Genomic DNA, 19,290 nt, shown 5'->3' on the forward strand with positions numbered 1-19,290 from the left:
GAAGACCACTCGCCTGGACTTCGCAAACAAATAATCTGAGTGCACATGGTGGGTATAGCTCAGTTGGCAGAGCGCCTGGTTGTGGTCCAGGAGGTCGCGGGTTCAACCCCCGTTACTCACCCGGAAGAGGCTGGTTAACAGCTTCAAGGAAGGCCGCCTCGGATTTGTCCGGGGCGGCCTTTTACGTGTCCCCGCGAAACGCCGGCAGGAAAGAACCTAGGCAAGAACAAGGAGGCGGCGCGTTGGAACGCACGCTTTTCGAAGAAGACCACGAACTGTTCCGCGACCTGGCACGCGAGTTCAACAGCCGTGAAGTTGCTCCGGGGTACCCTACCTGGGAAACCGAGCACATGATGCCGCGCCGTCTCTGGAAGGCCGCCGGAGAACAAGGGCTGCTGGGCCTGGCCGTCCCCGAAGAGTTCGGTGGTGCAGGCATGCCCGACTACCGGTACCGCGTTGTCCTGGACGAGGAGTTCGCCCGCGCAAACCACCTTGCAGTGGGGCTCGCGTTCCATCTCCATGACGATATGGTCCTCCCCCACCTGCTCGCCTACGGGTCAGCTGAGCTAAAGGAACGCTGGCTGCCGCAGATGGTCAGCGGGGACAAAGTAACCTCCGTGGCCTGGACTGAGCCCGGGGCCGGCAGCGACCTGCGCGGCATCCGTACCAGGGCGGTCCGCAGCCCTGACGGGAACTGGATCCTTAACGGCCAGAAGACATTCATCGGCAACGGCATCAGCGGCGACGCAGCACTGGTACTTGCACGGACCGACGGCGGCACCGGACGAGGCGGACCAAAGTCCTTCAGCATGTTCATGGTGGAGAAAACCGCGGGCTACACCACCGGCCGCCAGCTGGACAAAATGGGACTCAAAGCCTCGGACACCGCCGAACTGTACTTCGACGATGTGCTGGTGCCGGAGGTGAATCTCGTGGGCGAGGAGGGCCGTGGGCTCGAATATGCCGCCGGACAACTGCCACAGGGCCGCCTGGCTATTGCCGTTGCGTCCTCTGCTGTGGCACGGACCGTCTATGAGGCCACCGCAGCCTATACAGCAGAGCGTGGCGCATTCGGAGCGAGGATCAGCGACTTCCAGAACACGCGTTTCGCACTGGCGGACATCCTCACGGAAGTTGAAGTCACCGAATCCTACGTTGATTCTGCGGTGCAGGCCTTCAACTCCGGGGCACTGGACGCGGTCTCCGCCGCCAAGGTGAAACTTTGGGCGAGCGAACGGGCCAAGTCAGTAACCGACCGGTGCCTGCAGCTGCACGGCGGCTACGGTTACATCATGGAGTACCCCGTGGCACAGGCATTCCTGGCTGCCCGTCTGCTGACCATCTTTGGCGGGACCTCTGAAATCATGCGTGAAGTAATAGGCCGCAGCATTACCCGGCCCGCCACCCAGGAAGGAAAGCAGAACCCATGACCGTCCGCCCAATCGTTATATACGGTGAGCCCGTACTGCACCGCCGTGCCGCTGAGGTAACCGCATTCGACGGTTCGCTGCGCACCCTGGTGGCAGATATGTACGAAACGATGGACGTCGCCAACGGAGTGGGGCTTGCCGCTCCCCAGGTTGGTGTGGGCCTGCGCATCTTTACCTTCGACTTTGCCAACGACGACGACGCGCCGGACCGCGGCGTCGTCGTCAATCCTGTACTGCTGACCACCAAGGTTCCCGGGTCTGCGCCGGATCCGGATGAAGACACCGAGGGCTGCCTTTCCGTTCCCGGCGAGAACTTCCCGCTGACCCGCGCGGACTGGGCACGGGTATCCGGTTTCGACGAGAACGGTGTTCCGGTGCAGTTCGAGGCAACCGGCTGGTTTGCCCGCGTGCTCCAGCACGAATACGACCATTTGGACGGGAAACTCTACGTGGACCGGCTGAACGACCGGTGGGGCCGCAAGGCACGCAAAACACTCAAGTCCAACGGCTGGAACGTTCCGGGACTGAGCTGGATGCCGGGTGTGGACCCGGATCCGTTCGGCCACTAGGAACGCCGGTCCAAAAAAAGTGCCCCGCCCGGGTTTCCGGGGCGGGGCACTTTTTCGCTGCTGCCGGCTGGCTAGAGGCTGGCGACCAGTTCTTCAGCGCGCGGGAAGGCGGGCGGATTCACGTGCGCCATTTCTTCCAGCACCCGGATGACCTGGCAGCTGTAGCCGTACTCGTTGTCGTACCAGACGTAGAGAATGGCGTTCCTGCCGTTGGAAATCGTTGCCAGGCCGTCAACAATGCCGGCGCGCTTGGAGCCGACGAAGTCCGTGGAAACAACTTCCGGAGAATCGATGTAGTCGATCTGCTTGTGCAGCTCGGAGTTCAGCGAGGTCTCGCGGAGGAAGGTGTTCAGCTCTTCCTTGGTGGTCTCAGTTTCAAGGTTCACGTTCAGGATGGCCATTGAAACATCGGGGGTGGGAACACGGATCGCGTTGCCGCTGAGCTTTCCGGCCAGTTCGGGAAGTGCCTTGGCAACGGCCTTTGCAGCACCGGTCTCGGTGATGACCATGTTCAGCGCAGCGGAGCGCCCGCGGCGGTCGCCCTTGTGGAAGTTGTCGATCAGGTTCTGGTCGTTGGTGAAGGAGTGGACGGTCTCCACGTGTCCGTTCACAATGCCGAACTTGTCATTGAGGACCTTCAGCACCGGCGTGATGGCATTCGTGGTGCAGGACGCTGCCGAGAGGATCTTGTCCTCATCCGTGATGGCCTGGTGGTTGATGCCGTGCACGATGTTCTTCAGGTCGCCCTTGCCCGGAGCAGTCAGCAGGACGCGCGAAGCGCCCTTCGCCTGCAGGTGCTGGGCCAGCCCGTCCTCATCGCGCCAGCGGCCGGTGTTATCCACGACGATCGCGTCATGGATGCCGTAAGCCGTGTAGTCGACGGTGCTCGGATCGTTGGAGTAGATCACCTGGATCAGCGTGCCGTTGGCGAGGATGGTGTTGTTCTCCTCATCCACGGTGATGGTGCCGGGGAACGCACCGTGGACGGAGTCGCGCCGCAGCAGGCTCGCCCGCTTCACGAGGTCGTTTTCTGCACCCTTGCGGACCACGATGGCCCGAAGCCGCAGTCCGTGGCCGCCGCCTTCGTGGTCAATGAGGATACGCGCCAGGAGGCGGCCGATCCGGCCGAAACCGTACAGGACCACATCCGTGCTGGTGCGCTCGTCTGCACCGTGCTTGCCGGCGACGTCGGCCAGTTCGGCACGCAGGAAGTCCACCAGGGGTGCGCCGTTGCCTTCACGCTGGTACTTGGCGTTCATGCGGGCCACGTCTACGGACGCTGCACCAAGTTCGAGTTCGGTAAGGGCCTGGAGAATCGGCAGGGTCTCGGCGACCGGGAGCTCAACGTCGTCAATCTGCCGGGCGAAACGGTGCGCCTTCAAGATGTCGATGACGGAGCGGTTGACCAGCGGACGGCCGTGAACCGAGGTGACCACACTGTTCTCCCGGTAGAGCCGGCCAATGAGCGGGATCATGGCTTCTGCCATCGCTTCCCTGTCCATCCACGCATCCAGGCAGGTATCGGACTTCTGGCTCACAGATCTTCACATCCTTTGTCTCAGCCGGCACTGCTTTGTGACCGGTTGGTAAGTCCCCCGGCGCCAGCCGGAGCAAGCCCGCAGAGGGGCTGGGTCTTGTGATCCGCGCAGACGGTACGCCGACGGACCACTTACAAGTGTATTAGGCCACAAAGACAGCTTCGCACGGGGCTGGGAGATGTTCGTCACAGCCCGCCGGCGGGTTTCGGCCGTGCCGGCTAAGCCACGCGCTCAGGCTCGGGTGCGGCAGGTTCGAGGTCTTCCAGGTGCTGTACGCCTTTGAGCGGACCCATCGACGCCACCACCGGCGCCAGGACTGCGATGGCAATCCCGAGGATTATCCCGCCTCGAACGCCAACCGTGGTGGCCAGTACACCGGCTACCAGGGACGCAACAGCCAGCATTCCCCAGCTGACCATGCGGGTCGCAGAGCCCAGGCGCCCCATCATCTCCGGCGGACAGACCCGCTGGCGGAAACTGGTGGAGACGACGATGTTCATGGAAATGGCCAGTCCCGTCAGGAACATACCGAAGAAACCGGGCAGCATCCCCCACCCGGGAGTCATCAGCAGAAGTGTGCAGTACCCCAGTGCAGCCGGGAACATTGAATACCGCCACACGACTCCGGACCCGAACCGGTCGGCGAGGCGCTTGACGGTGAGCCCGCCCACGGTGCCCCCTACTGCGGTGGCCGCCATCAGGAAACCCAGCCAGGTGCCGTTTTCGCCAAGCGTCCGTACCACCAGGAGAACAATCAGGGACACAACGATGTTGCCGCCGAGATTCCAGAGCGCAGCCACCAGGAGCAGGACACGCAGCGGCGTGGTGCTTAGTGTGTAGCGGAGCCCTGAATTCATTTCCCGCCAGATGTGGTGCTTTTCGCTGCTCACCGGGAGTGTCTCCTGGACCTTCAAACCCAGGATGGCAACAAATGAGGCGATTGAGGCGACAACCTGCACGAGCAGCGAGTTGGAAGCACCAACTGCCTGCGTCATCCAGCCGCCCAGTCCCCGGCCAACTGCGTCTGCCGATGCGCCGGATCCGGTCATCAGACCATTGCCTTCGACCAGTTCATCCTTGGAGACGGCCCGTGGAATCAGTGCTGCTTCCGCGAGCGTGAAGTAGACCGCAGCGAGTCCTGCGAGGAATGAGACCACAAAAAGCTGCGCCGTGGTCAGGACACCGAGCCAATACGCCACTGGAAGGGTTGCCAGCAGCACGACCCGGGCCACCAGCGAAACCAGAATGACGGGTCGGCGCCTGCGGCGGTCCACTACGACGCCGACCGGCAGCCCGAACAGAAGCCAGGGGAGAAAAACCATTCCAGAGAGGGCAGCAACGGCGAAGTCGCTCGCACCGAGCTCAACAGCTGCAATGACCGGCAGCACCACTGCCGTCACCGAGCCACCCAGGATGCCCATGGTCGACGATACCCAAAGCGCCCGGAAGTTGGCGTTGCGCAGCACGAGGTGCCTGCGGGGTGCGGAGAGCATGACCATCGACACAGAATAGCCGAGGTTCATGCAGACACATGACGCACCGTACCGGTAAAACTAAGTCACCCTAAATTCCCTCAGAACGTTTAGGTGTGCTTGTATCTGCCGACTCGGGTGTACATAATGCACGGTCGGTTTCCGGCATGGTGACCATACGGGTGAAGTGGGACGGGCTGGCCGATAAGCCGGGTTTTGTACCTGCGCTCCGTTGCCGGAACAGCAGGTGGCAATCATCCATCTGGGGGAACCGTTGCCGGGTCCCTCTAGCGGCCTACCCGGATGCTCGGGCGGGCAGCCCTCAAACGCATCCTGTATGGCCTTGCTCCGGGTGGGGTTTACCTAGCTGCCCCGGTCACCCGGGGCACTGGTGGTCTCTTACACCACCGTTTCACCCTTACCCACACGAGTGCGGGCGGTCTTTTCTCTGTGGCACTGGCCTGCGGGTTTCCCCGAGTGGGCGTTACCCACCACCCTGCCCTTCGGAGCCCGGACTTTCCTCGGCAGGTCCGGTCCGAAAACCGTCCTGACGCGATTGCCTGGCCAACCCGTCCCGCGGTCAATCCTACCTGCCGCCGGACCTTAGGATTAATTGGTGCTGATCCTCCTGCCGCCCTCCGAGGGCAAAACACGCCCCCAGTCCGGTCCCGCCCTGAATCCGGACCTGCTGCGTTTTCCCGAACTGGCCGCTGCCCGCAAGGAAGTGCTCTCGGCCCTGATGGACGCGAGTGCCGCACAGGACGCACACACGGTGCTGGGCGTAGGCGCGTCCCTGGCTTCCGAAGTCCAGCGGAACACTGTCCTGGAAAGCGAGCCCTGCGCTCCGGCCCATCAGGTCTACTCCGGCGTCCTGTATGACGCGCTTGGCTACGATTCGCTGACGCCCGGCCAGCAGGCCGCCGCGGATGAAGCAGTCGTTGTCATTTCGGCCCTCTGGGGGGCAATCGGCTTCGGAGATGCCATCCCGGCCTACCGGTTGTCGATGGGTACCAAGCTCCCGGGCATAGGCCGCCTGGCTGCGTTCTGGAAAGCAGCCCTCACGGAACCGTTGAACAGGCACGCCGAAGAACAGCTTGTTGTTGACTGCCGCTCCAGCACCTATGCCGCAGCGTGGCAGCCGGCGCCGGAGCGGACCGCTGCAGTGAACGTCTTCCAGGTACGGAACGGCCAGCGCAAGGTGGTCTCCCACTTTGCCAAGCGCACGCGCGGGGAACTTGCCCGGCACCTGCTTGCCCGGGATTCAAAGGCGCCGGCAACCGCGGAGGAACTGCTGGCCGCCGCGGCGGAAAAGTGGGAAGCTGAGCTCCTCGCGCCCGCGGGGCGCAAGCCGTACCAGCTGAACCTGATCCTGCCCGGGGAGCATTAGGCAGGAGAGCAGTTCCTAGCTGCGGTCGGCCACCAGCTCCACTTCGAAACCGTCCGCGTTCTCAAGGTACGCCGCGTAGTGCCCGGCTCCCCCTGCGTGCGGGTGCTTGTCCGCGAACAGCAGGGACCATCCGTGGCTCGCTGCGCGGCGTGCCAGCAGGTCGACGTCGGCAGGAGAACCGGCGCCGAAAGCCAGATGGTTCATGCCCGGCCGGGTCCGTTCGTGGCGCTCCCCTGCGACGTCGGTGCCGGCTTCGATGACAATGTAGCCTGCGGCGCCCATCCAGCTGGCTCCGGAGGACCAGGAGTCCCTGCGGACATACCCCAGCCGTTCAAGGAGCCAGCCAAGGCTCGCTTCGGCCCGGGGGAAGTCCGGCACCCAAATCTCCAGGTGGTGCAGCCGACCGGTGGGAACAGGATCAGCGGGTGCAGCCGCGGCGGCCTTTCCGTTTTCCTCTGTATCAGTGCCGGAAGCACCAGGCAGGGCCCGGCCCTTCCACGGCACGCCGGCAATTCCGGCATCCATGGCTTCATTGGAGAGACGGTCTGCATCCTTGTTGATTTCCCGCGGAATCCACTGGTACTTCACGCGCCGCGGGTTGACCACTGACCGGGCCTTCGCCGCGAGCCGCTGCATGTCCTCGTGCTTGATCTTCCAGCGGCCGCTCATCTGCTCAACAACGAGCTTGGAGTCCATCTTCGCCAGGATCCACGCGTCAGGGTCAATCTCATGTGCCAGTTCCAGCGCAGCAATAAGCCCGGAGTACTCGGCCACGTTGTTGGAGACGATGCCCAGGTACTCCGCCTTTTCCACCAGGATGGCATTGGTCTCCGGATCCCGGACCAACGCGCCGTAGCCGGCGTGGCCGGGATTACCGCGGGACCCGCCGTCGGCTTCAACTATCAGGACGCGCCGGGAAGGCGCGGGTGAGGCATGGACTTCAGAGTCCGAGGGGTCGAACAGGGTCACCGCTTAGCTGCCCCATTCCGAGGAACGGACCAGGATGCACCCGGAGTCCGGGCAGAACACAATGTCGTCGTCCGCGGCCTTCCGGATATCCGCAAGGTCACCGGGGCTCAGCTGCATGCCTGAACCCTCGGATGTTCCGTGGAAGAGACGGGCAGCACCAATACCGTGGCGCGCCAGGGTCCGTTCGTAGACAGCCAGCAGGTCTGGAGCGAAACGGCCTGCGAGTTCGGTGCGCTGCCGCATGGTTTCGGCGCGTTCGGCTTCGATTTCGGCCAGCTCGGCGTCACGCTTGGCTTCCAGCTCAGCCATTTCGGTCTCAGCGGATGCTGCTTCTGCCCGGCGCTCGGCTTCGACTCCGCGAACAGATTCAAGCCGCTCCATGACTTCGAGCTCGGTGTCTTCAAGGTCGGACCGTCGGCGGGTAAGTGACTCAATTTCGCTCTGCAGGGCCGTCAGTTCCTTGGACCCGCCGGCTCCGCTGTCCAAATGCTTCCGGTCCCGCTCCAGGCGGGACGTGACGGATGCTACGTCGGCCTCGGCGCGGGCAAGTTCGCGCTCGATGTCGGCACTTTGGGTGGCTGCTGCGCCCAGCGCGGAGCGTGCCGCCGCTGCCTTGGCTGCCAGGGCCTTGAGATCGGGATTCTCCCGAACGCTGCGTGCCCGGGAATCCAGCTGCCTCATCTTGGAATCCAACGCCTGCAGGTCGAGCAGCCGGAGCTGCTCTGCCGATGATGCTTTTGCCACCAAATACCTCCACATAATCCGCTTGCCTGACTGGTGCGGCCCTCCTAGCCTATGCCACCGGCGGGCAGGCGTGGCTAGCCCGGCGTCAGCACAAAGTCCCACGGATCGGTGTTGCGGGAACTGACCCTTATCTCGACGTCGAATCCCTGGTCCGCCAGCACGTTCCCAAGGGCACCGGCAGCGGGGGTCAGCCACAGCCACTCACTCCCGAAATGGGAAACATCAATGAGGTACGGGCGGCCGTTCACAGCCGCTTCCCTGGCCTCGGAAGCAGGATGGTGCCGAAGGTCCGCAGTGACATATACATCGGCCTGCTGTGCCCGGACGGCGTCGAACAGGCTGTCCCCTGCCCCGCCGCAGACGGCGACCCGCCGAATGAGCCCCTGCGGGTCCCCTGCCGCGCGCACCCCGCCCGCGACGGCAGGCATGATGCTGAACACAAGTTCCGCAAATTCCCCCAGCGTGGTGACGTCGGGCAGGTTGCCCACCCTGCCGATGCCTTCCTCCGGCAGCCCGTTGGCGGCAGGTACCAAGGGAACGGTCTCCTGCAGGCCGAAAGCATCGGCCAGTACGTCGGAGACTCCCCCAACCGCGCTGTCGCCGTTGGTATGCGCCGTGACCAGTGCACAGCCGCCCTCGATGAGGCGGTGCACGGCGTCGCCCTTGAAACCTGTTCCGGCCACGGAATGGACGGCCTTGAGCAGCAGCGGGTGATGCGTGATGAGCAGGTCTGCGCCCCCTTCAAGGGCTTCGTCGATGACCTCGTGGGTGGGGTCGACCGCGAACAGGATCCGCTCCACCGTCCGCTCGGGCCTGCCAACCACCAGCCCAACTGCGTCCCAGTCCTCGGCAAGGGATTCAGGCCAAAGTTCCTCTACCGCCAGGAGCACGTCACCGAGACTTGGCTGTGTGCGTGAGTCCGGTGACGGCCCGCCCTCGTCAGGTAGCTCGTCGCTGCTTCCCTCGGGTTCGCCGTTGCGTGGGGTTTCCATAGGTATAAGTTCTACCGCACACGCCGCGCCGCCGGGGCGGAGAACACGGCAGCGGTCTTTCCCCGGGCACAACCAATGGCGGAATGACGGGTGTGGAAGGGAATCTTTGGCCCCCTGGGACGCTTATACGTAAGCATGAAGACCTATGTCCTTGGCGGAGGCTGCTTTTGGTGCCTTGACGCCATTTACCAGAAGACCCGCGGCGTGCAGAGCGTCGTCTCCGGATACACCGGCGGTTTTACTGCCCATCCGGACTACGAGAGCGTGTGCTCCGGCATCACCGGACACGCGGAAGTCGTTGAGGTGACCTTCGATGAGAAGGTTATTCCGGCGGAAGTCATCCTGGACATGTTCTTCATCTCCCACGATCCGACTACCCTGAACCGCCAGGGCTACGACGTGGGCACCCAGTACCGCTCCTCGATGTTCTACCGCACCGAGGAAGAGCGGGAAGAGATGGAGAAGACGCGCCAGCGTGCCCAGGCCCTGTGGAGCGACCCGATCGTGACGGAAATTACCCGGCTGCCCGTTTTCCACCGGGCTGAGGAGTACCACCAGGACTTTTACGCCAAGCATCCGGAGCAGGGCTACTGCCAGGTAATCATCAATCCGAAGCTGGCGAAGGCCAGGAAATATTACGCCGAATGGCTTGACAACTGAGCCTTTGAATGGGCGGGGATACGCTTGAAGCAACAAGCGTTCCGCTTCCCGGTTCACCGGCTTTCGAACAGAGGACAAAAAACATGGCACGAATTTACGACGACGTCACTCAGCTGGTAGGCGGTACCCCGCTGGTCCGCCTGAACCGCCTCACCGAAGGCCTGCCCGGGGATGTCGCGGTCAAGCTTGAGTTCTACAACCCCGCCAACTCGGTCAAGGACCGCATCGGCGTGGCCATCGTCGACGCCGCTGAGAAGGCCGGTGCGCTGCGTCCGGGCGGGACCATCGTCGAAGGCACCTCCGGCAACACAGGCATCGCCCTGGCAATGGTGGGCGCTGCCCGCGGCTACAAGGTCATTCTGACCATGCCGGAAACCATGTCCACCGAGCGCCGCGTCATGCTGCGCGCCTTCGGGGCAGAGATTGTCCTGACTCCGGGAGCTGACGGCATGCGCGGAGCCGTCGAGAAGGCCAAGGAGATCGTCGCCACCACCGACAATGCAATCTGGGCCCAGCAGTTCGCCAACGCGGCCAACGCCGAGATCCACCGCACCACAACTGCCGAGGAGATCTGGGCCGACACCGACGGCCAGGTAGACATCTTCGTAGCCGGCGTAGGCACCGGCGGCACCGTGACCGGTGTGGGCCAGGTCCTGAAGGAGCGCAAGCCCGGCGTGCAGATTGTTGCCGTGGAACCCAAGGACTCGGCAATCCTCAACGGCGGTTCCCCGGGCCCGCACAAGATCCAGGGCATTGGCGCCAACTTCATCCCCGAGATCCTCGACACTGAAATCTACGATGAGGTCTTCGACGCCTCCATCGAGGACTCCGTGTCCACCGCGCGTGCCCTGGGAACCCAGGAAGGTATCCTGGGCGGCATTTCCTCCGGCGCAATCGTCTGGGCAGCCCTCGAGCTCGCGAAGCGCCCGGAAAACGCCGGTAAGCTGATCGTGGCCGTTGTCTGCGACTTCGGAGAACGCTACATCTCCACCGTCCTCTACGACGACATCCGCGGCTAGCCAGCCGAGCCCGCATAGGCGGGTACCCCGAAGCAGAAAGTCACCCGTGAGTTTCCTGTCCCGCCTGCGCGAAGACCTCACCGCTGCCGCATCCCATGATCCGGCGGCGCGTGGATCCTTCGAGAACCTCGTTGTCTACTCAGGGCTCCATGCCATTTGGATCCACCGCCTGACCCACAGGATGTGGGCGAACCCGGCACTGCGTTTCCCCGCACGGGCCCTCTCGCAGTTCGCGCGTTTTGCCACCGGAATCGAAATCCATCCGGGTGCCACAATCGGCCGGCGGTTTTTCATTGACCACGGCATGGGCGTGGTCATCGGGGAAACAGCGGAGATCGGTGACGACGTTATGCTCTACCACGGCGTGACGCTGGGCGGACGGTCCCTGGCCAAGGTCAAGCGGCATCCCACCCTGTGCAACGGCGTCGTCGTAGGCGCCGGCGCGAAGATCCTGGGCCCGGTCACTATCGGTGCAAACAGCGCCGTGGGGGCCAACGCCGTCGTGGTTAAGGACGCGCCGGCGGACTCGATCATCACCGGTATCCCGGCGACGTGGCGCCACCGGGATCCGAAGATGAACCAGCCCGCCGTTGATCCGGCGGAGTACGTGGATCCGGCGATCTACATCTAGGTACATTTCGAACAGAACAAGCAAAAGGCCGGTTCCATCCCTGCGGGGATGGAACCGGCCTTTTGCTGTTCGGGTGCTAGTGGGTATCCACTGCCTCAACCTCGGAGTGGTCTCCGCCCCACAGGGTGTGGAAGGTGCCTTCGGCGTCCACCCGGTTGTAGGTGTGCGCACCGAAGAGGTCACGCAGGCCCTGGGTCAGTGCTGCAGGCAGCCGCTTGCGCCGCAGGCCGTCGTAATAGGCCAGTGAGGATGAGAACACCGGTACGGGGATTCCCAGCTGCACGGCTACGGAGACAACACGGCGCCAGGCCGGGACAGCGGCCGCAATGGACTCGGCGAACGCAGGAGCCAGCAGCAGGTTTGCCGGAGCCTTGCCGTCAGCGTAGGCCTTCATGATGTCGTCCAGCAGCTCGGCGCGGATGATGCAGCCGGCACGCCAGAGCGAGGCAATCTCATCCAGCTTCAGGTCCCAGCCGTAGGTCTTCGCTGCCCCGGTGAGCATGTCCATGCCCTGGGCGTAGCTGACCAGCTTGGAGGCGTACAGTGCCTGCCGCACATCCTCGACGAACGTCTCGGGGAGCTCGACGGCGGTTTCCTCGCCGGCGAGGATGCCCTGGGCTTCCTCGCGCTGGCCGCGCTGGGAGGAAAGGGCGCGGGCAAAGACGGACTCGGCGATAGCGGACACCGGTGAACCGAGGTCCAGGCCGGACACGACGGTCCAGCGGCCGGTGCCCTTTTGGCCGGCGGAATCCACCACGACGTCGACGAACGGCTTGCCGGTCCGTGCGTCTTTATGCGCCAGGACTTCTGCCGTGATTTCGATCAGGAAGGAGCTCAGCTGGCCCTTGTTCCACTCGGTGAAAATCTCGGCCTGCTCGGCCGGCTCAATTCCCGCCGCGGAACGGAGCAGGTCGTAGGCCTCACCGATAACCTGCATGTCTGCGTACTCGATGCCGTTGTGGACCATCTTCACGAAGTGTCCGGCGCCGTCAGTGCCAATCCAGGTGCAGCAGGGCTCACCGTTGTACTTGGCTGAGATCTTCTCCAGCATCGGGCCGAGCGAATCGTAGGACTCGCGGGAGCCTCCGGGCATGATGGACGGGCCCAGGAGGGCGCCTTCTTCGCCGCCGGAAACCCCTACGCCAACAAAGTGGAGATCCTTTTCGGCAAGCGCTGCTTCGCGGCGGCGGGTGTCCTCATAGTGCGAGTTGCCGGCGTCGATCACTATGTCGCCCGGTTCAAGCAGCGGCACCAGCTGGTCAATGACCGAGTCCACGGGTGCTCCGGCCTTGACCATGATCAGCACGCGGCGCGGCTTCTCCAGGGAATCCACCAGTTCCTGCAGCGACTCCGTCCGGATGAAGTCCCCTTCGTCACCGTGCGCCTCCAGCAGGGCGTCAGTCTTTTCGATCGAGCGGTTGTGCAGGGCCACTGTGTAGCCGTTCCGGGCCAGGTTGCGGGCGAGGTTGGCCCCCATCACGGCCAGGCCGGTCACACCGATTTGTGCGCTCAAGTTCACTCCAAGGATTCTTCAGGTGCCGCTGACGGCAGCACGGACTCGGCGTGTGTATACGCCGTCTTCAGCCTCCAGCCTATTCTCCCGGCGGAGCTGCCGCCACACGGCGCGGCGCGGAGGCCCGGCCCCGGAGCCCGCAGCGCATCCCGCACCGGCCTGTTCCGGCCGTTACACGCCTTCCACCGCGCTCAGCCGCCCGGACCGCACAGCTTCGGCAAAGGCCTGGTAGTCACGGTCATTCTGGTCCGCGTAACGTTCGCAGAATGCAGCAGCCGCCTCATCAAATTTCGTGCCCCGGCCAAGATAGGCTGCCATTGCCACCGGATCCCCCGTTCTTGCGTGGGCCCGCGCCAGCGTCCAGCCGCACAACTGTGCATAGAACTCCATGCCCAGGGGCCGCATCGCTTCCACCGCCGCGGCACCTTTCATGTCCCGCAGCTGCCGCCAGTACATGAACCGGTTGGCCTGCACTCCTTTGGTCCAGCCCAGGAACGGGTCGCTCGCAGCCTGCATGCTGCGCTGGCCCTGGACAATGCGTTCGCCCGGCTGCCGGTACTGGCTGGCGGGAAGGTGGTCTTCCAGCACGGACCGGGTCGCCTCCTTGACCTGCAGGAAGAGCGGGTCACCGGAATCGCGGCCCTGCAGCAGGACAATGAAGGACCGGGTGCCGACGCTGCCTACCCCCACCACCTTGCGTGCTGCATCGACGAATTCGAAACGTTCCAGGAGCTGTCTTCGGTCGTCCTGGAGCGTGTCCCGGTATGACCTGAGCTGCTCGTGGACGGCCCGCCGAAGCTCGCCGGCCGACATCCCGAAGGAAGCATGAGCGTCCCGCGCCGGAATGACGATGGGTGGCTGGCTGACTATGCGGTACTTCCCGTCCACCAGTTCCGCCAGTTTGGACAGAGCCTGCAGGCTGTCCCTGGAGCGCGCCTTGAGAACAGTCTTTTCTGCCATGAGACCGGCCTGTTTGGCAGCTTTCTTCCGGCCGCTTCCCTTGCTGCTGCCCACTGCCAGCTGGATGGCTTTGAGTACATCCTGTTCCTCCAGCCGGGCGTACCAGATTTCCAGGATGCCCATCGTCGCGAAGCGGAGCATCGCTTCGCGGTAGGACCGAAGGGCCGCCGTGGTTATCAGGTGTGCCTGTCCGGGGCTGAAAAGATTGTTCCTGGCTGCGATCGTGAAGCTCGCTCCCATCCGCAGTACGTCGTATTCGAAAGGCCCCGGAAGGGTCTCGTCGAAATCGTTGAGGTCAAACAGCATGCGCCGTTCAGGCGAGGCGAACACCCCAAAGTTGGACAGGTGCGCGTCCCCGCAGAGCTGGACGCTCAGCCCGCTCCTGGGAATGTCTTTGAGGTCGGAGGCCATGATCTTGGCCGCTCCGCGGTAGAAGGTCAGGGCTGAGGCGATCATGCGGCCGTGCCGGACCGGCACCAGGTCCGGTTCCCGGGTAAGGTTTTGTTCCTCCAAAAGCGCCACCGGGTCCCGCCTTCGGGGAGCGGGGACCCAGTTTCCATGCACTGACCGCGGCGTTTTTTCCCGCCGTGTCCGGCCATTGTCCGTACGCGCTCCGACGCTCAGATGACTGGTTCTGGTCCTGACCATGATCGGCGACCTCTCGCAGGCTGGGGTGCTGTCCGGGCCGAAGGCCGGCGGCGCTGCCGCACCGCAAACAGCCCCCACAGAATACCGCCCTGGTCCAGTCTGCGGGAGACCCTGCGGAACCAGCGGCATCCGGCAGGAAGGCAACCTCTCCCCCGCCTGTGCACGGCGGAACCCTATACGGGCCGGGCACGGTCTCGTAGCTTGGGTGCCAGAACAGTTTCCGCGGGTCCGCACGAGCGCGAGGAACTGCAGGCACGGGAGGAACAGCATGATTGCGTTACTGCTCGGTTCCGCAGCCCTGATCCTGCTCAGTGCCTTTTCCGGCCCGCTGGGCCGCCGGGGCGTGACATCAGCCATCGCATTCGTTGTATCCGGGCTCATCCTTGGGCTGGCGCTTGGCGATCAGCTGGGGATATCGCTGGAAACCCACTCTGTTCTGCGGGTAGCAGAGCTGGCGCTGGTATTCCTGCTGTTCAACGACGCCGCACGCCTGGATCTGGGGGCGCTTCGCCGCAGCCCGGGCTGGCCCGCCCGCCTGCTGGGGCTGGGGCTCCCGCTGACGCTGCTGCTCGGCTTCGCCGCCGGGGTGGTCCTGCTCCCCTCCCTTTCGTCTTTCTTCTCTCGGCCATGCTGTGCGCCACCGACGCCGCCCTGGGCCACCGGGTAGTGGAAGATCCCTCAGTCCCGGTTCCGGTGCGGCGGGCACTGAACGTGGAAAGCGGATTGAACGACGGCATCGCGGTACCGTTTTTCCTGGTCTCCCTGGACATCACAATGTCCGTGCTGGATGACAGCGTGCCCTCCGCAATTGCTGCCGCGCTGGCCCAGCAAATCGGCTGGGGACTGGCCGCAGGGGTGCTTATCGGCTGCACCGGCGGGTACCTGCAGCGTGCGGCTGCCAGGCGCGGATGGTTCGAAACCCGCTGGCGCCAGCCATGCACGCTGGCCGTGGCCCTGGCCGCCTACGCTGCGGCAGTAACCCTGGGCGGGAGTGCTTTCCTGGCGGCCTTTGTGGCGGGGCTGGCCTTCCGGCTGGCGCACGGCACCGGTGACGGCGAAGCCACCAGGTTCACGGAAGAAACGGGTGGCATTCTTGCGGCGGCGACGTGGATGATCTTCGGTGCCGCTGCCATTCCCGCTGCCCTGCCCCACATCACCTGGCAGATTGTCGTCTACGCAGTGCTCAGCCTGACGGCAGTGCGGATGCTGTCGGTCGGAACGGCTATGGCCGGAACCGGGGCGCCGTGGCAAACGCTGGCGTTCCTGGGCTGGTTCGGTCCCCGCGGACTTGCCTCTGTGGTGTTCGCAATCCTCGCCTTTGAACGCGGCACCCCCGCTGCCGAGACGCTGCTGACCGCAGTAGTTGTCACTGTGGGGCTTAGCGTGTTCGCCCACGGGTTCTCAGCCAGGCCGCTGGTTGCGGCATACCACCGGTGGACTGAATCCGGTCCCGCCGGCCGGAGGCCGTCTGCGCGGAGCGAGTGAGCTAGCCTCCTGCTCCCAGTTCCCAGCGGTTCACAATCGCCGCAGCCCCCTCCAGCACGGTGATGCCCTGATCCAGTGTCTCTGTGCCCGCTGTAAGCACAACGATGCTGTACTCCGAGCCTGCCCCGAGCACAAAGCCCGAGCTGGAAACGTTCCAGGCCAGGAAATCGTCCTGCAGCCAGCCGTTCTTCAGCCCAACTTGGGCCAGCGGGTCCAGGATGCCGGCGCTGATCCCCCATGCCTGCTCCGGAACGACGCTTTCCAGCAGCTGGACGGCGTAATCCTGCAGCCCTGCGCTGATCCAGTCCACCCCGCGGGCCACCGCCGTAGTGATCCTCAGCTGGTCCTCCACGGTGGTTTCATTGGCTCCCCAGACCTCGCTGGCCTCTGTGCCGCTCACACCCAGCAGACCGTAGGTCCGCTGCAGTTCCCCGGCCCCGCCCGTCCGCGCATACAGCTCATCGGTAGCCGCGTTGTCACTCTGGCAGATCATCAGTTCAGCCAGCTCCATCTCCTCGGCCGTCAGTTCGCGGTCCTCTTCCGTGGCCTGGCGAAGCAGGGTGAGGAGAATCGGGACCTTAACCAGGCTCGCTTCGAGGTATCTGCCGTCCGGCTGGTAGGACCAGGCGCGGTTAGACCCGTACTCGTAAATGGCGACGGAAAAATCGGCGCCGGTCTCCGCCGCATAGCGGTCCAGTTCCATGCGCAGCGCCAGTTCCGGTTCAGAGCTGGCCGACGGCGTTGCCGGGCTGCCCGGCACCGTAACGGACTGCGGTGCGGGCTGGCCCGTGCATCCGGTGATGGCAGTGGAGAGCAGCCCTGCACTGAGCAGGAGAGCTGCCGCAGGTTTGAGGAGGTCAGTGCGCAAAGTGCCTTAATCTTTCAGCTGCTGTTGGTCAGCGGTGTGAAAGCCACACCCTTTTCCTTGATAGCACCGGAATCTTTGAGTTCGGTGTGCGGCCGCTTGGCACACCTGGGAGTCTGTCCAAACGCGTGCCGGGCACGAAAAAACCCGCCTGCGGATTTCTCCGGAGGCGGGTTTTGCCGGTGGGTCCTACCGGGATCGAACCGATGACATCCACGGTGTAAACGTGGCGCTCTACCAGCTGAGCTAAAGACCCAAAGTGACCCGTTATGCCAGCGGGGACAAACCCGGCCAGCGCCGCATCACGAGGAATTACATTACCGGATCATTCCCCCGTTCGCCTAATCAGTGTCTCTGGCGTGGTTTTCGGACCCCGGGCCGGGATCGGGCAGGTTCCGTGCAAGGTACTGCAGGGCCGTGCCTACGCCCACGTCGATCTTCAGATCGGCCAGGTCGTCCCCGCGCGTCTGCCCGCGGTTAATAATGACCACCGGCTTGCCTTCCTTCGATGCATGGCGGACAAACCGGAGCCCGCTCATCACCGTCAGCGAGGATCCGGCCACCAGGAGGGCACCGGCGTCGTCCACGGCGGCATAGGCCAGCCGGACGCGTTCCTTGGGGACGTTCTCACCGAAGTACACGAAGTCCGGCTTCAGCATGCCTTCGCACACGGGACAGTCCGCGACGGTGAAACCTTCGGTGTCCGTGATCTCCGCATCGGCGTCAGGTGCTATGTCGCCCTCCGCCGCAACTCTTTCCAAATACCCGGGGTTTAGCCGTTCCAGCAGCCTGGCCAGGCCCACCCGGGTGTAGACCGATCCGCAGGAAAGACAGACCACACGGTCGAACCGTCCGTGCAGGTCAATGACCCTGATGCTGCCCGCGTCGCTGTGCAGGCGGTCCACGTTCTGCGTAATGACGCCGGTCAGCAGTCCGCGTTCTTCCAGATGGACCACCGCTTCATGCCCTGCGTTGGGCACGGCATGCCGGAGATGGTGCCAGCCCACGTGGTTCCGGGCCCAGTACCGCTGGCGCATCACCGGATCCCCGACGAACTGTTGATAGGTCATGGGGTTGCGCGGCGGGGCGTCCGGTCCGCGGTAGTCGGGAATCCCTGAGTCGGTGCTCAGGCCGGCACCGGTCAGCAGTGCGATCCGGCGGCCGGAGAGGAGGCCGGCGGCGGCATCGAGCTGGCGGCGCTCGGCGGCGCTGGGTTCCGCGGAGGCCTCGGACGCTTCACGCGTGACGAATCCGGTCAGCCCCGTTCCACGGGATACAGGCTCAGCCATCTCAGCTCCGTTCCACGGAGGACAGATCCGCGAGTGCCCGGACATAGTCGCCGGGGCTGCGCGGCATGTCCAGGTCCGAACGCAGGATCTCCTTCACCGTGTTGTCTGCTCCGATGATGAAGCTGGCCCGCGCCGCCATCCCCCGGTCTTCCTGGAATACGCCGTAGCTGCGTGCAGCCGCGCCGTGCGGCCAGAAATCCGAGAGCAGGTCAAAGTCCCAGCCCTGCTCGGCGGCCCATGCCCGCAGGGAGTACTTGGGGTCACAGGAGACTGCCAGCAGCCGTGCTCCTGCGGTCCGGAACTCCGGCTGCAGGGCGGCAAGCGCATCCAGCTCGCCCAGGCAGACCCGGGAAAAGGCAAACGGATAGAAAACCAGCACCGCCGGGGCGCCGGCCAGGTCGCCGGCGCTCACCGTTTCCCCGTACTGGTTGGGAAGCTCGAAAGCCGGAGCCGGGTCCCCAATGCGCGGAACCCCTGCTGCAGCAGATACCAAGCCGGCTACTTCTTCCTGCGGCTGACCAGTCGGGTGGCTGCCCAGTCCTGGCTGACACCGGGAGAGGTGGTCACGTGCAGCCCGGCCGTCGGTGCCGCTTCTTCGATGTCTGCCGGCGGAACATAACCGTCCCGGCCGGACTTGGGGGTCAGTACCCACACAACGCCGCCGTCGTCGAGCGTGGTCAGGGAATCTACCAGCGCATCCACGAGGTCGCCGTCATCGGACCGCCACCACAGGATCACTCCGTCAACAACCTCATGGTCGTCCTCGGTAAGGAGCTCACCGCCGGACAGCTCTTCGAGGTCCTCACGGAGATCGAAGTCCACGTCCTCGTCGTAGCCGAATTCCTGAATCAGGTCGCCGTCTTTGAAACCCATTCTTTCCGCCACGTTTTTCTCTGTGACGGCATCGGCCTCGCTCACTTCACTCCTCCTGGTTGACTGCATAAATACAAGGGAATCACATCTTGGCCCGAACTGCCCTTTTCCTGACTCAAGGGAACACCTTTAACCGGCAAGCTTCAAGGGTTCCACGGACCGGGAACGGCCTTCGCCGGGAAGGCTACGCAAGCCGCGGCTGCCGGTCTACAGTGGCTAAAAGGACACGCACGGCGGGTACCCGCG

At 64.2% G+C, this 19,290-nt stretch carries 19 protein-coding genes, 2 tRNA genes and 1 other RNA gene; 9 read left to right on the top strand and 13 right to left on the bottom strand.

The features are described 5' to 3' along the window. Positions 1 to 48 precede the first annotated feature (48 nt). The 3 genes from FYJ28_RS13140 to FYJ28_RS13150 all read left to right on the top strand — a co-directional run bounded on the left by FYJ28_RS13140 (position 49) and on the right by FYJ28_RS13150 (position 1,999). Positions 49 to 121 (top strand) — tRNA-His (locus FYJ28_RS13140). Positions 122 to 242: 121 nt separating this feature from the next. Further along, positions 243 to 1,430: an acyl-CoA dehydrogenase family protein gene (locus FYJ28_RS13145; protein WP_195840674.1), complete on the top strand. Its 1,188-nt coding sequence runs from the start codon at positions 243 to 245 to the stop codon at positions 1,428 to 1,430. Next, a complete protein-coding gene (locus FYJ28_RS13150; RefSeq protein WP_154579581.1) occupies positions 1,427 to 1,999 on the top strand; it encodes a peptide deformylase in 573 nt (190 codons plus the stop codon). The genes FYJ28_RS13145 and FYJ28_RS13150 overlap by 4 nt, the downstream gene beginning before the upstream one ends. Positions 2,000 to 2,070: 71 nt before the next feature. On the opposite strand, the gene FYJ28_RS13155 is transcribed toward FYJ28_RS13150, so the two are convergent. The 3 genes from FYJ28_RS13155 to rnpB all read right to left on the bottom strand — a co-directional run bounded on the left by FYJ28_RS13155 (position 2,071) and on the right by rnpB (position 5,581). Next, positions 2,071 to 3,537 (bottom strand): glyceraldehyde-3-phosphate dehydrogenase, encoded by a 1,467-nt coding sequence (locus FYJ28_RS13155; protein ID WP_326831706.1) that lies wholly within the window; start codon positions 3,535 to 3,537, stop codon positions 2,071 to 2,073. A gap of 218 nt (positions 3,538 to 3,755) precedes the next feature. Beyond that, the gene (locus FYJ28_RS13160) at positions 3,756 to 5,060 is read right to left on the bottom strand and encodes an MFS transporter (protein WP_154579582.1); all 1,305 of its coding nucleotides are present in this window, start codon (positions 5,058 to 5,060) and stop codon (positions 3,756 to 3,758) included. Between the two features lie 138 nt (positions 5,061 to 5,198). After that, positions 5,199 to 5,581: RNase P RNA component class A (gene rnpB, locus FYJ28_RS13165), an RNA gene on the bottom strand. A 44-nt stretch (positions 5,582 to 5,625) separates the two neighbouring features. Here rnpB and FYJ28_RS13170 point away from each other — a divergent pair. After that, positions 5,626 to 6,396 carry a YaaA family protein gene (locus tag FYJ28_RS13170; RefSeq protein ID WP_326831707.1) on the top strand — a complete coding sequence of 257 codons (771 nt, stop codon included), beginning with the start codon at positions 5,626 to 5,628 and terminating at the stop codon, positions 6,394 to 6,396. A gap of 15 nt (positions 6,397 to 6,411) precedes the next feature. Here the strand turns inward: FYJ28_RS13170 and FYJ28_RS13175 are convergent, their stop codons facing one another. The 3 genes from FYJ28_RS13175 to FYJ28_RS13185 all read right to left on the bottom strand — a co-directional run bounded on the left by FYJ28_RS13175 (position 6,412) and on the right by FYJ28_RS13185 (position 9,101). Beyond that, positions 6,412 to 7,365, bottom strand: a complete 954-nt coding sequence (locus FYJ28_RS13175; RefSeq protein WP_326831708.1) for a reverse transcriptase-like protein — start codon at positions 7,363 to 7,365, stop codon at positions 6,412 to 6,414. A 3-nt stretch (positions 7,366 to 7,368) separates the two neighbouring features. After that, positions 7,369 to 8,109 carry a zinc ribbon domain-containing protein gene (locus FYJ28_RS13180; RefSeq protein ID WP_055240844.1) on the bottom strand — a complete coding sequence of 247 codons (741 nt, stop codon included), beginning with the start codon at positions 8,107 to 8,109 and terminating at the stop codon, positions 7,369 to 7,371. Positions 8,110 to 8,183: 74 nt separating this feature from the next. After that, on the bottom strand, positions 8,184 to 9,101 hold the full coding sequence (locus FYJ28_RS13185; RefSeq protein ID WP_154579585.1) for a Nif3-like dinuclear metal center hexameric protein: 918 nt from the start codon (positions 9,099 to 9,101) through the stop codon (positions 8,184 to 8,186). Between the two features lie 135 nt (positions 9,102 to 9,236). Here FYJ28_RS13185 and msrA point away from each other — a divergent pair, with 135 nt between their 5' ends. From msrA to epsC, 3 genes are all read left to right on the top strand, one after another. Next, on the top strand, positions 9,237 to 9,761 hold the full coding sequence (gene msrA / locus FYJ28_RS13190) for a peptide-methionine (S)-S-oxide reductase MsrA (RefSeq protein ID WP_154579586.1): 525 nt from the start codon (positions 9,237 to 9,239) through the stop codon (positions 9,759 to 9,761). 83 nt (positions 9,762 to 9,844) lie between these two features. Beyond that, on the top strand, positions 9,845 to 10,780 hold the full coding sequence (gene cysK, locus FYJ28_RS13195) for a cysteine synthase A (protein ID WP_055242150.1): 936 nt from the start codon (positions 9,845 to 9,847) through the stop codon (positions 10,778 to 10,780). Positions 10,781 to 10,826: 46 nt separating this feature from the next. Then, positions 10,827 to 11,411: a serine O-acetyltransferase EpsC gene (gene epsC, locus FYJ28_RS13200; RefSeq protein WP_055240841.1), complete on the top strand. Its 585-nt coding sequence runs from the start codon at positions 10,827 to 10,829 to the stop codon at positions 11,409 to 11,411. Between the two features lie 76 nt (positions 11,412 to 11,487). Here epsC and gndA read toward each other — a convergent pair whose 3' ends face one another. Next, on the bottom strand, positions 11,488 to 12,924 hold the full coding sequence (gndA, locus tag FYJ28_RS13205) for an NADP-dependent phosphogluconate dehydrogenase (RefSeq protein WP_154579587.1): 1,437 nt from the start codon (positions 12,922 to 12,924) through the stop codon (positions 11,488 to 11,490). A gap of 171 nt (positions 12,925 to 13,095) precedes the next feature. Continuing rightward, positions 13,096 to 14,406: a DUF2252 domain-containing protein gene (locus FYJ28_RS13210; protein ID WP_326831709.1), complete on the bottom strand. Its 1,311-nt coding sequence runs from the start codon at positions 14,404 to 14,406 to the stop codon at positions 13,096 to 13,098. A gap of 394 nt (positions 14,407 to 14,800) precedes the next feature. Between FYJ28_RS13210 and FYJ28_RS17150 the strand changes: the two genes are divergently transcribed. Then, entirely contained in the window at positions 14,801 to 15,199 is a 399-nt protein-coding gene (locus FYJ28_RS17150) for a hypothetical protein (RefSeq protein ID WP_195840676.1), read from the top strand. Beyond that, on the top strand, positions 15,160 to 16,017 hold the full coding sequence (locus FYJ28_RS17155) for a cation:proton antiporter domain-containing protein (protein ID WP_195840677.1): 858 nt from the start codon (positions 15,160 to 15,162) through the stop codon (positions 16,015 to 16,017). The genes FYJ28_RS17150 and FYJ28_RS17155 overlap by 40 nt, the downstream gene beginning before the upstream one ends. Position 16,018: 1 nt before the next feature. On the opposite strand, the gene FYJ28_RS13220 is transcribed toward FYJ28_RS17155, so the two are convergent. The 5 genes from FYJ28_RS13220 to FYJ28_RS13240 all read right to left on the bottom strand — a co-directional run bounded on the left by FYJ28_RS13220 (position 16,019) and on the right by FYJ28_RS13240 (position 19,089). Continuing rightward, complete coding sequence (locus tag FYJ28_RS13220; protein WP_154579590.1) at positions 16,019 to 16,885, bottom strand: serine hydrolase; 867 nt, start codon at positions 16,883 to 16,885, stop codon at positions 16,019 to 16,021. A gap of 180 nt (positions 16,886 to 17,065) precedes the next feature. Further along, a tRNA-Val gene (locus FYJ28_RS13225) sits at positions 17,066 to 17,138 on the bottom strand. A gap of 85 nt (positions 17,139 to 17,223) precedes the next feature. Further along, positions 17,224 to 18,171, bottom strand: coding sequence for an NAD-dependent protein deacetylase (locus FYJ28_RS13230; protein WP_154579591.1), 948 nt, complete (start codon positions 18,169 to 18,171; stop codon positions 17,224 to 17,226). A 1-nt stretch (position 18,172) separates the two neighbouring features. Further along, the gene (locus FYJ28_RS13235) at positions 18,173 to 18,664 is read right to left on the bottom strand and encodes a peroxiredoxin (RefSeq protein WP_154579592.1); all 492 of its coding nucleotides are present in this window, start codon (positions 18,662 to 18,664) and stop codon (positions 18,173 to 18,175) included. Between the two features lie 5 nt (positions 18,665 to 18,669). Beyond that, positions 18,670 to 19,089: a DUF3052 domain-containing protein gene (locus FYJ28_RS13240; RefSeq protein WP_055240836.1), complete on the bottom strand. Its 420-nt coding sequence runs from the start codon at positions 19,087 to 19,089 to the stop codon at positions 18,670 to 18,672. Positions 19,090 to 19,290: the final 201 nt, after the last annotated feature.

The sequence above is a fragment of the Arthrobacter sp. BL-252-APC-1A genome (assembly GCF_009696625.1).
Classification (GTDB): domain Bacteria; phylum Actinomycetota; class Actinomycetes; order Actinomycetales; family Micrococcaceae; genus Arthrobacter_B.

Excerpts from the sequence above, each read along its gene's own strand:
- FYJ28_RS13230 (WP_154579591.1), bottom strand. The coding sequence starts at position 18,171 with ATGGCTGAGCCTGTATCCCGTGGAACGGGGCTGACCGGATTCGTCACG.
- FYJ28_RS17155 (WP_195840677.1), top strand. The coding sequence starts at position 15,160 with ATGCTGTGCGCCACCGACGCCGCCCTGGGCCACCGGGTAGTGGAAGAT.
- msrA (WP_154579586.1), top strand. The coding sequence starts at position 9,237 with ATGAAGACCTATGTCCTTGGCGGAGGCTGCTTTTGGTGCCTTGACGCC.
- FYJ28_RS13185 (WP_154579585.1), bottom strand. The coding sequence starts at position 9,101 with ATGGAAACCCCACGCAACGGCGAACCCGAGGGAAGCAGCGACGAGCTA.
- FYJ28_RS13160 (WP_154579582.1), bottom strand. The coding sequence starts at position 5,060 with ATGAACCTCGGCTATTCTGTGTCGATGGTCATGCTCTCCGCACCCCGC.
- cysK (WP_055242150.1), top strand. The coding sequence starts at position 9,845 with ATGGCACGAATTTACGACGACGTCACTCAGCTGGTAGGCGGTACCCCG.
- FYJ28_RS13150 (WP_154579581.1), top strand. The coding sequence starts at position 1,427 with ATGACCGTCCGCCCAATCGTTATATACGGTGAGCCCGTACTGCACCGC.
- FYJ28_RS17150 (WP_195840676.1), top strand. The coding sequence starts at position 14,801 with ATGATTGCGTTACTGCTCGGTTCCGCAGCCCTGATCCTGCTCAGTGCC.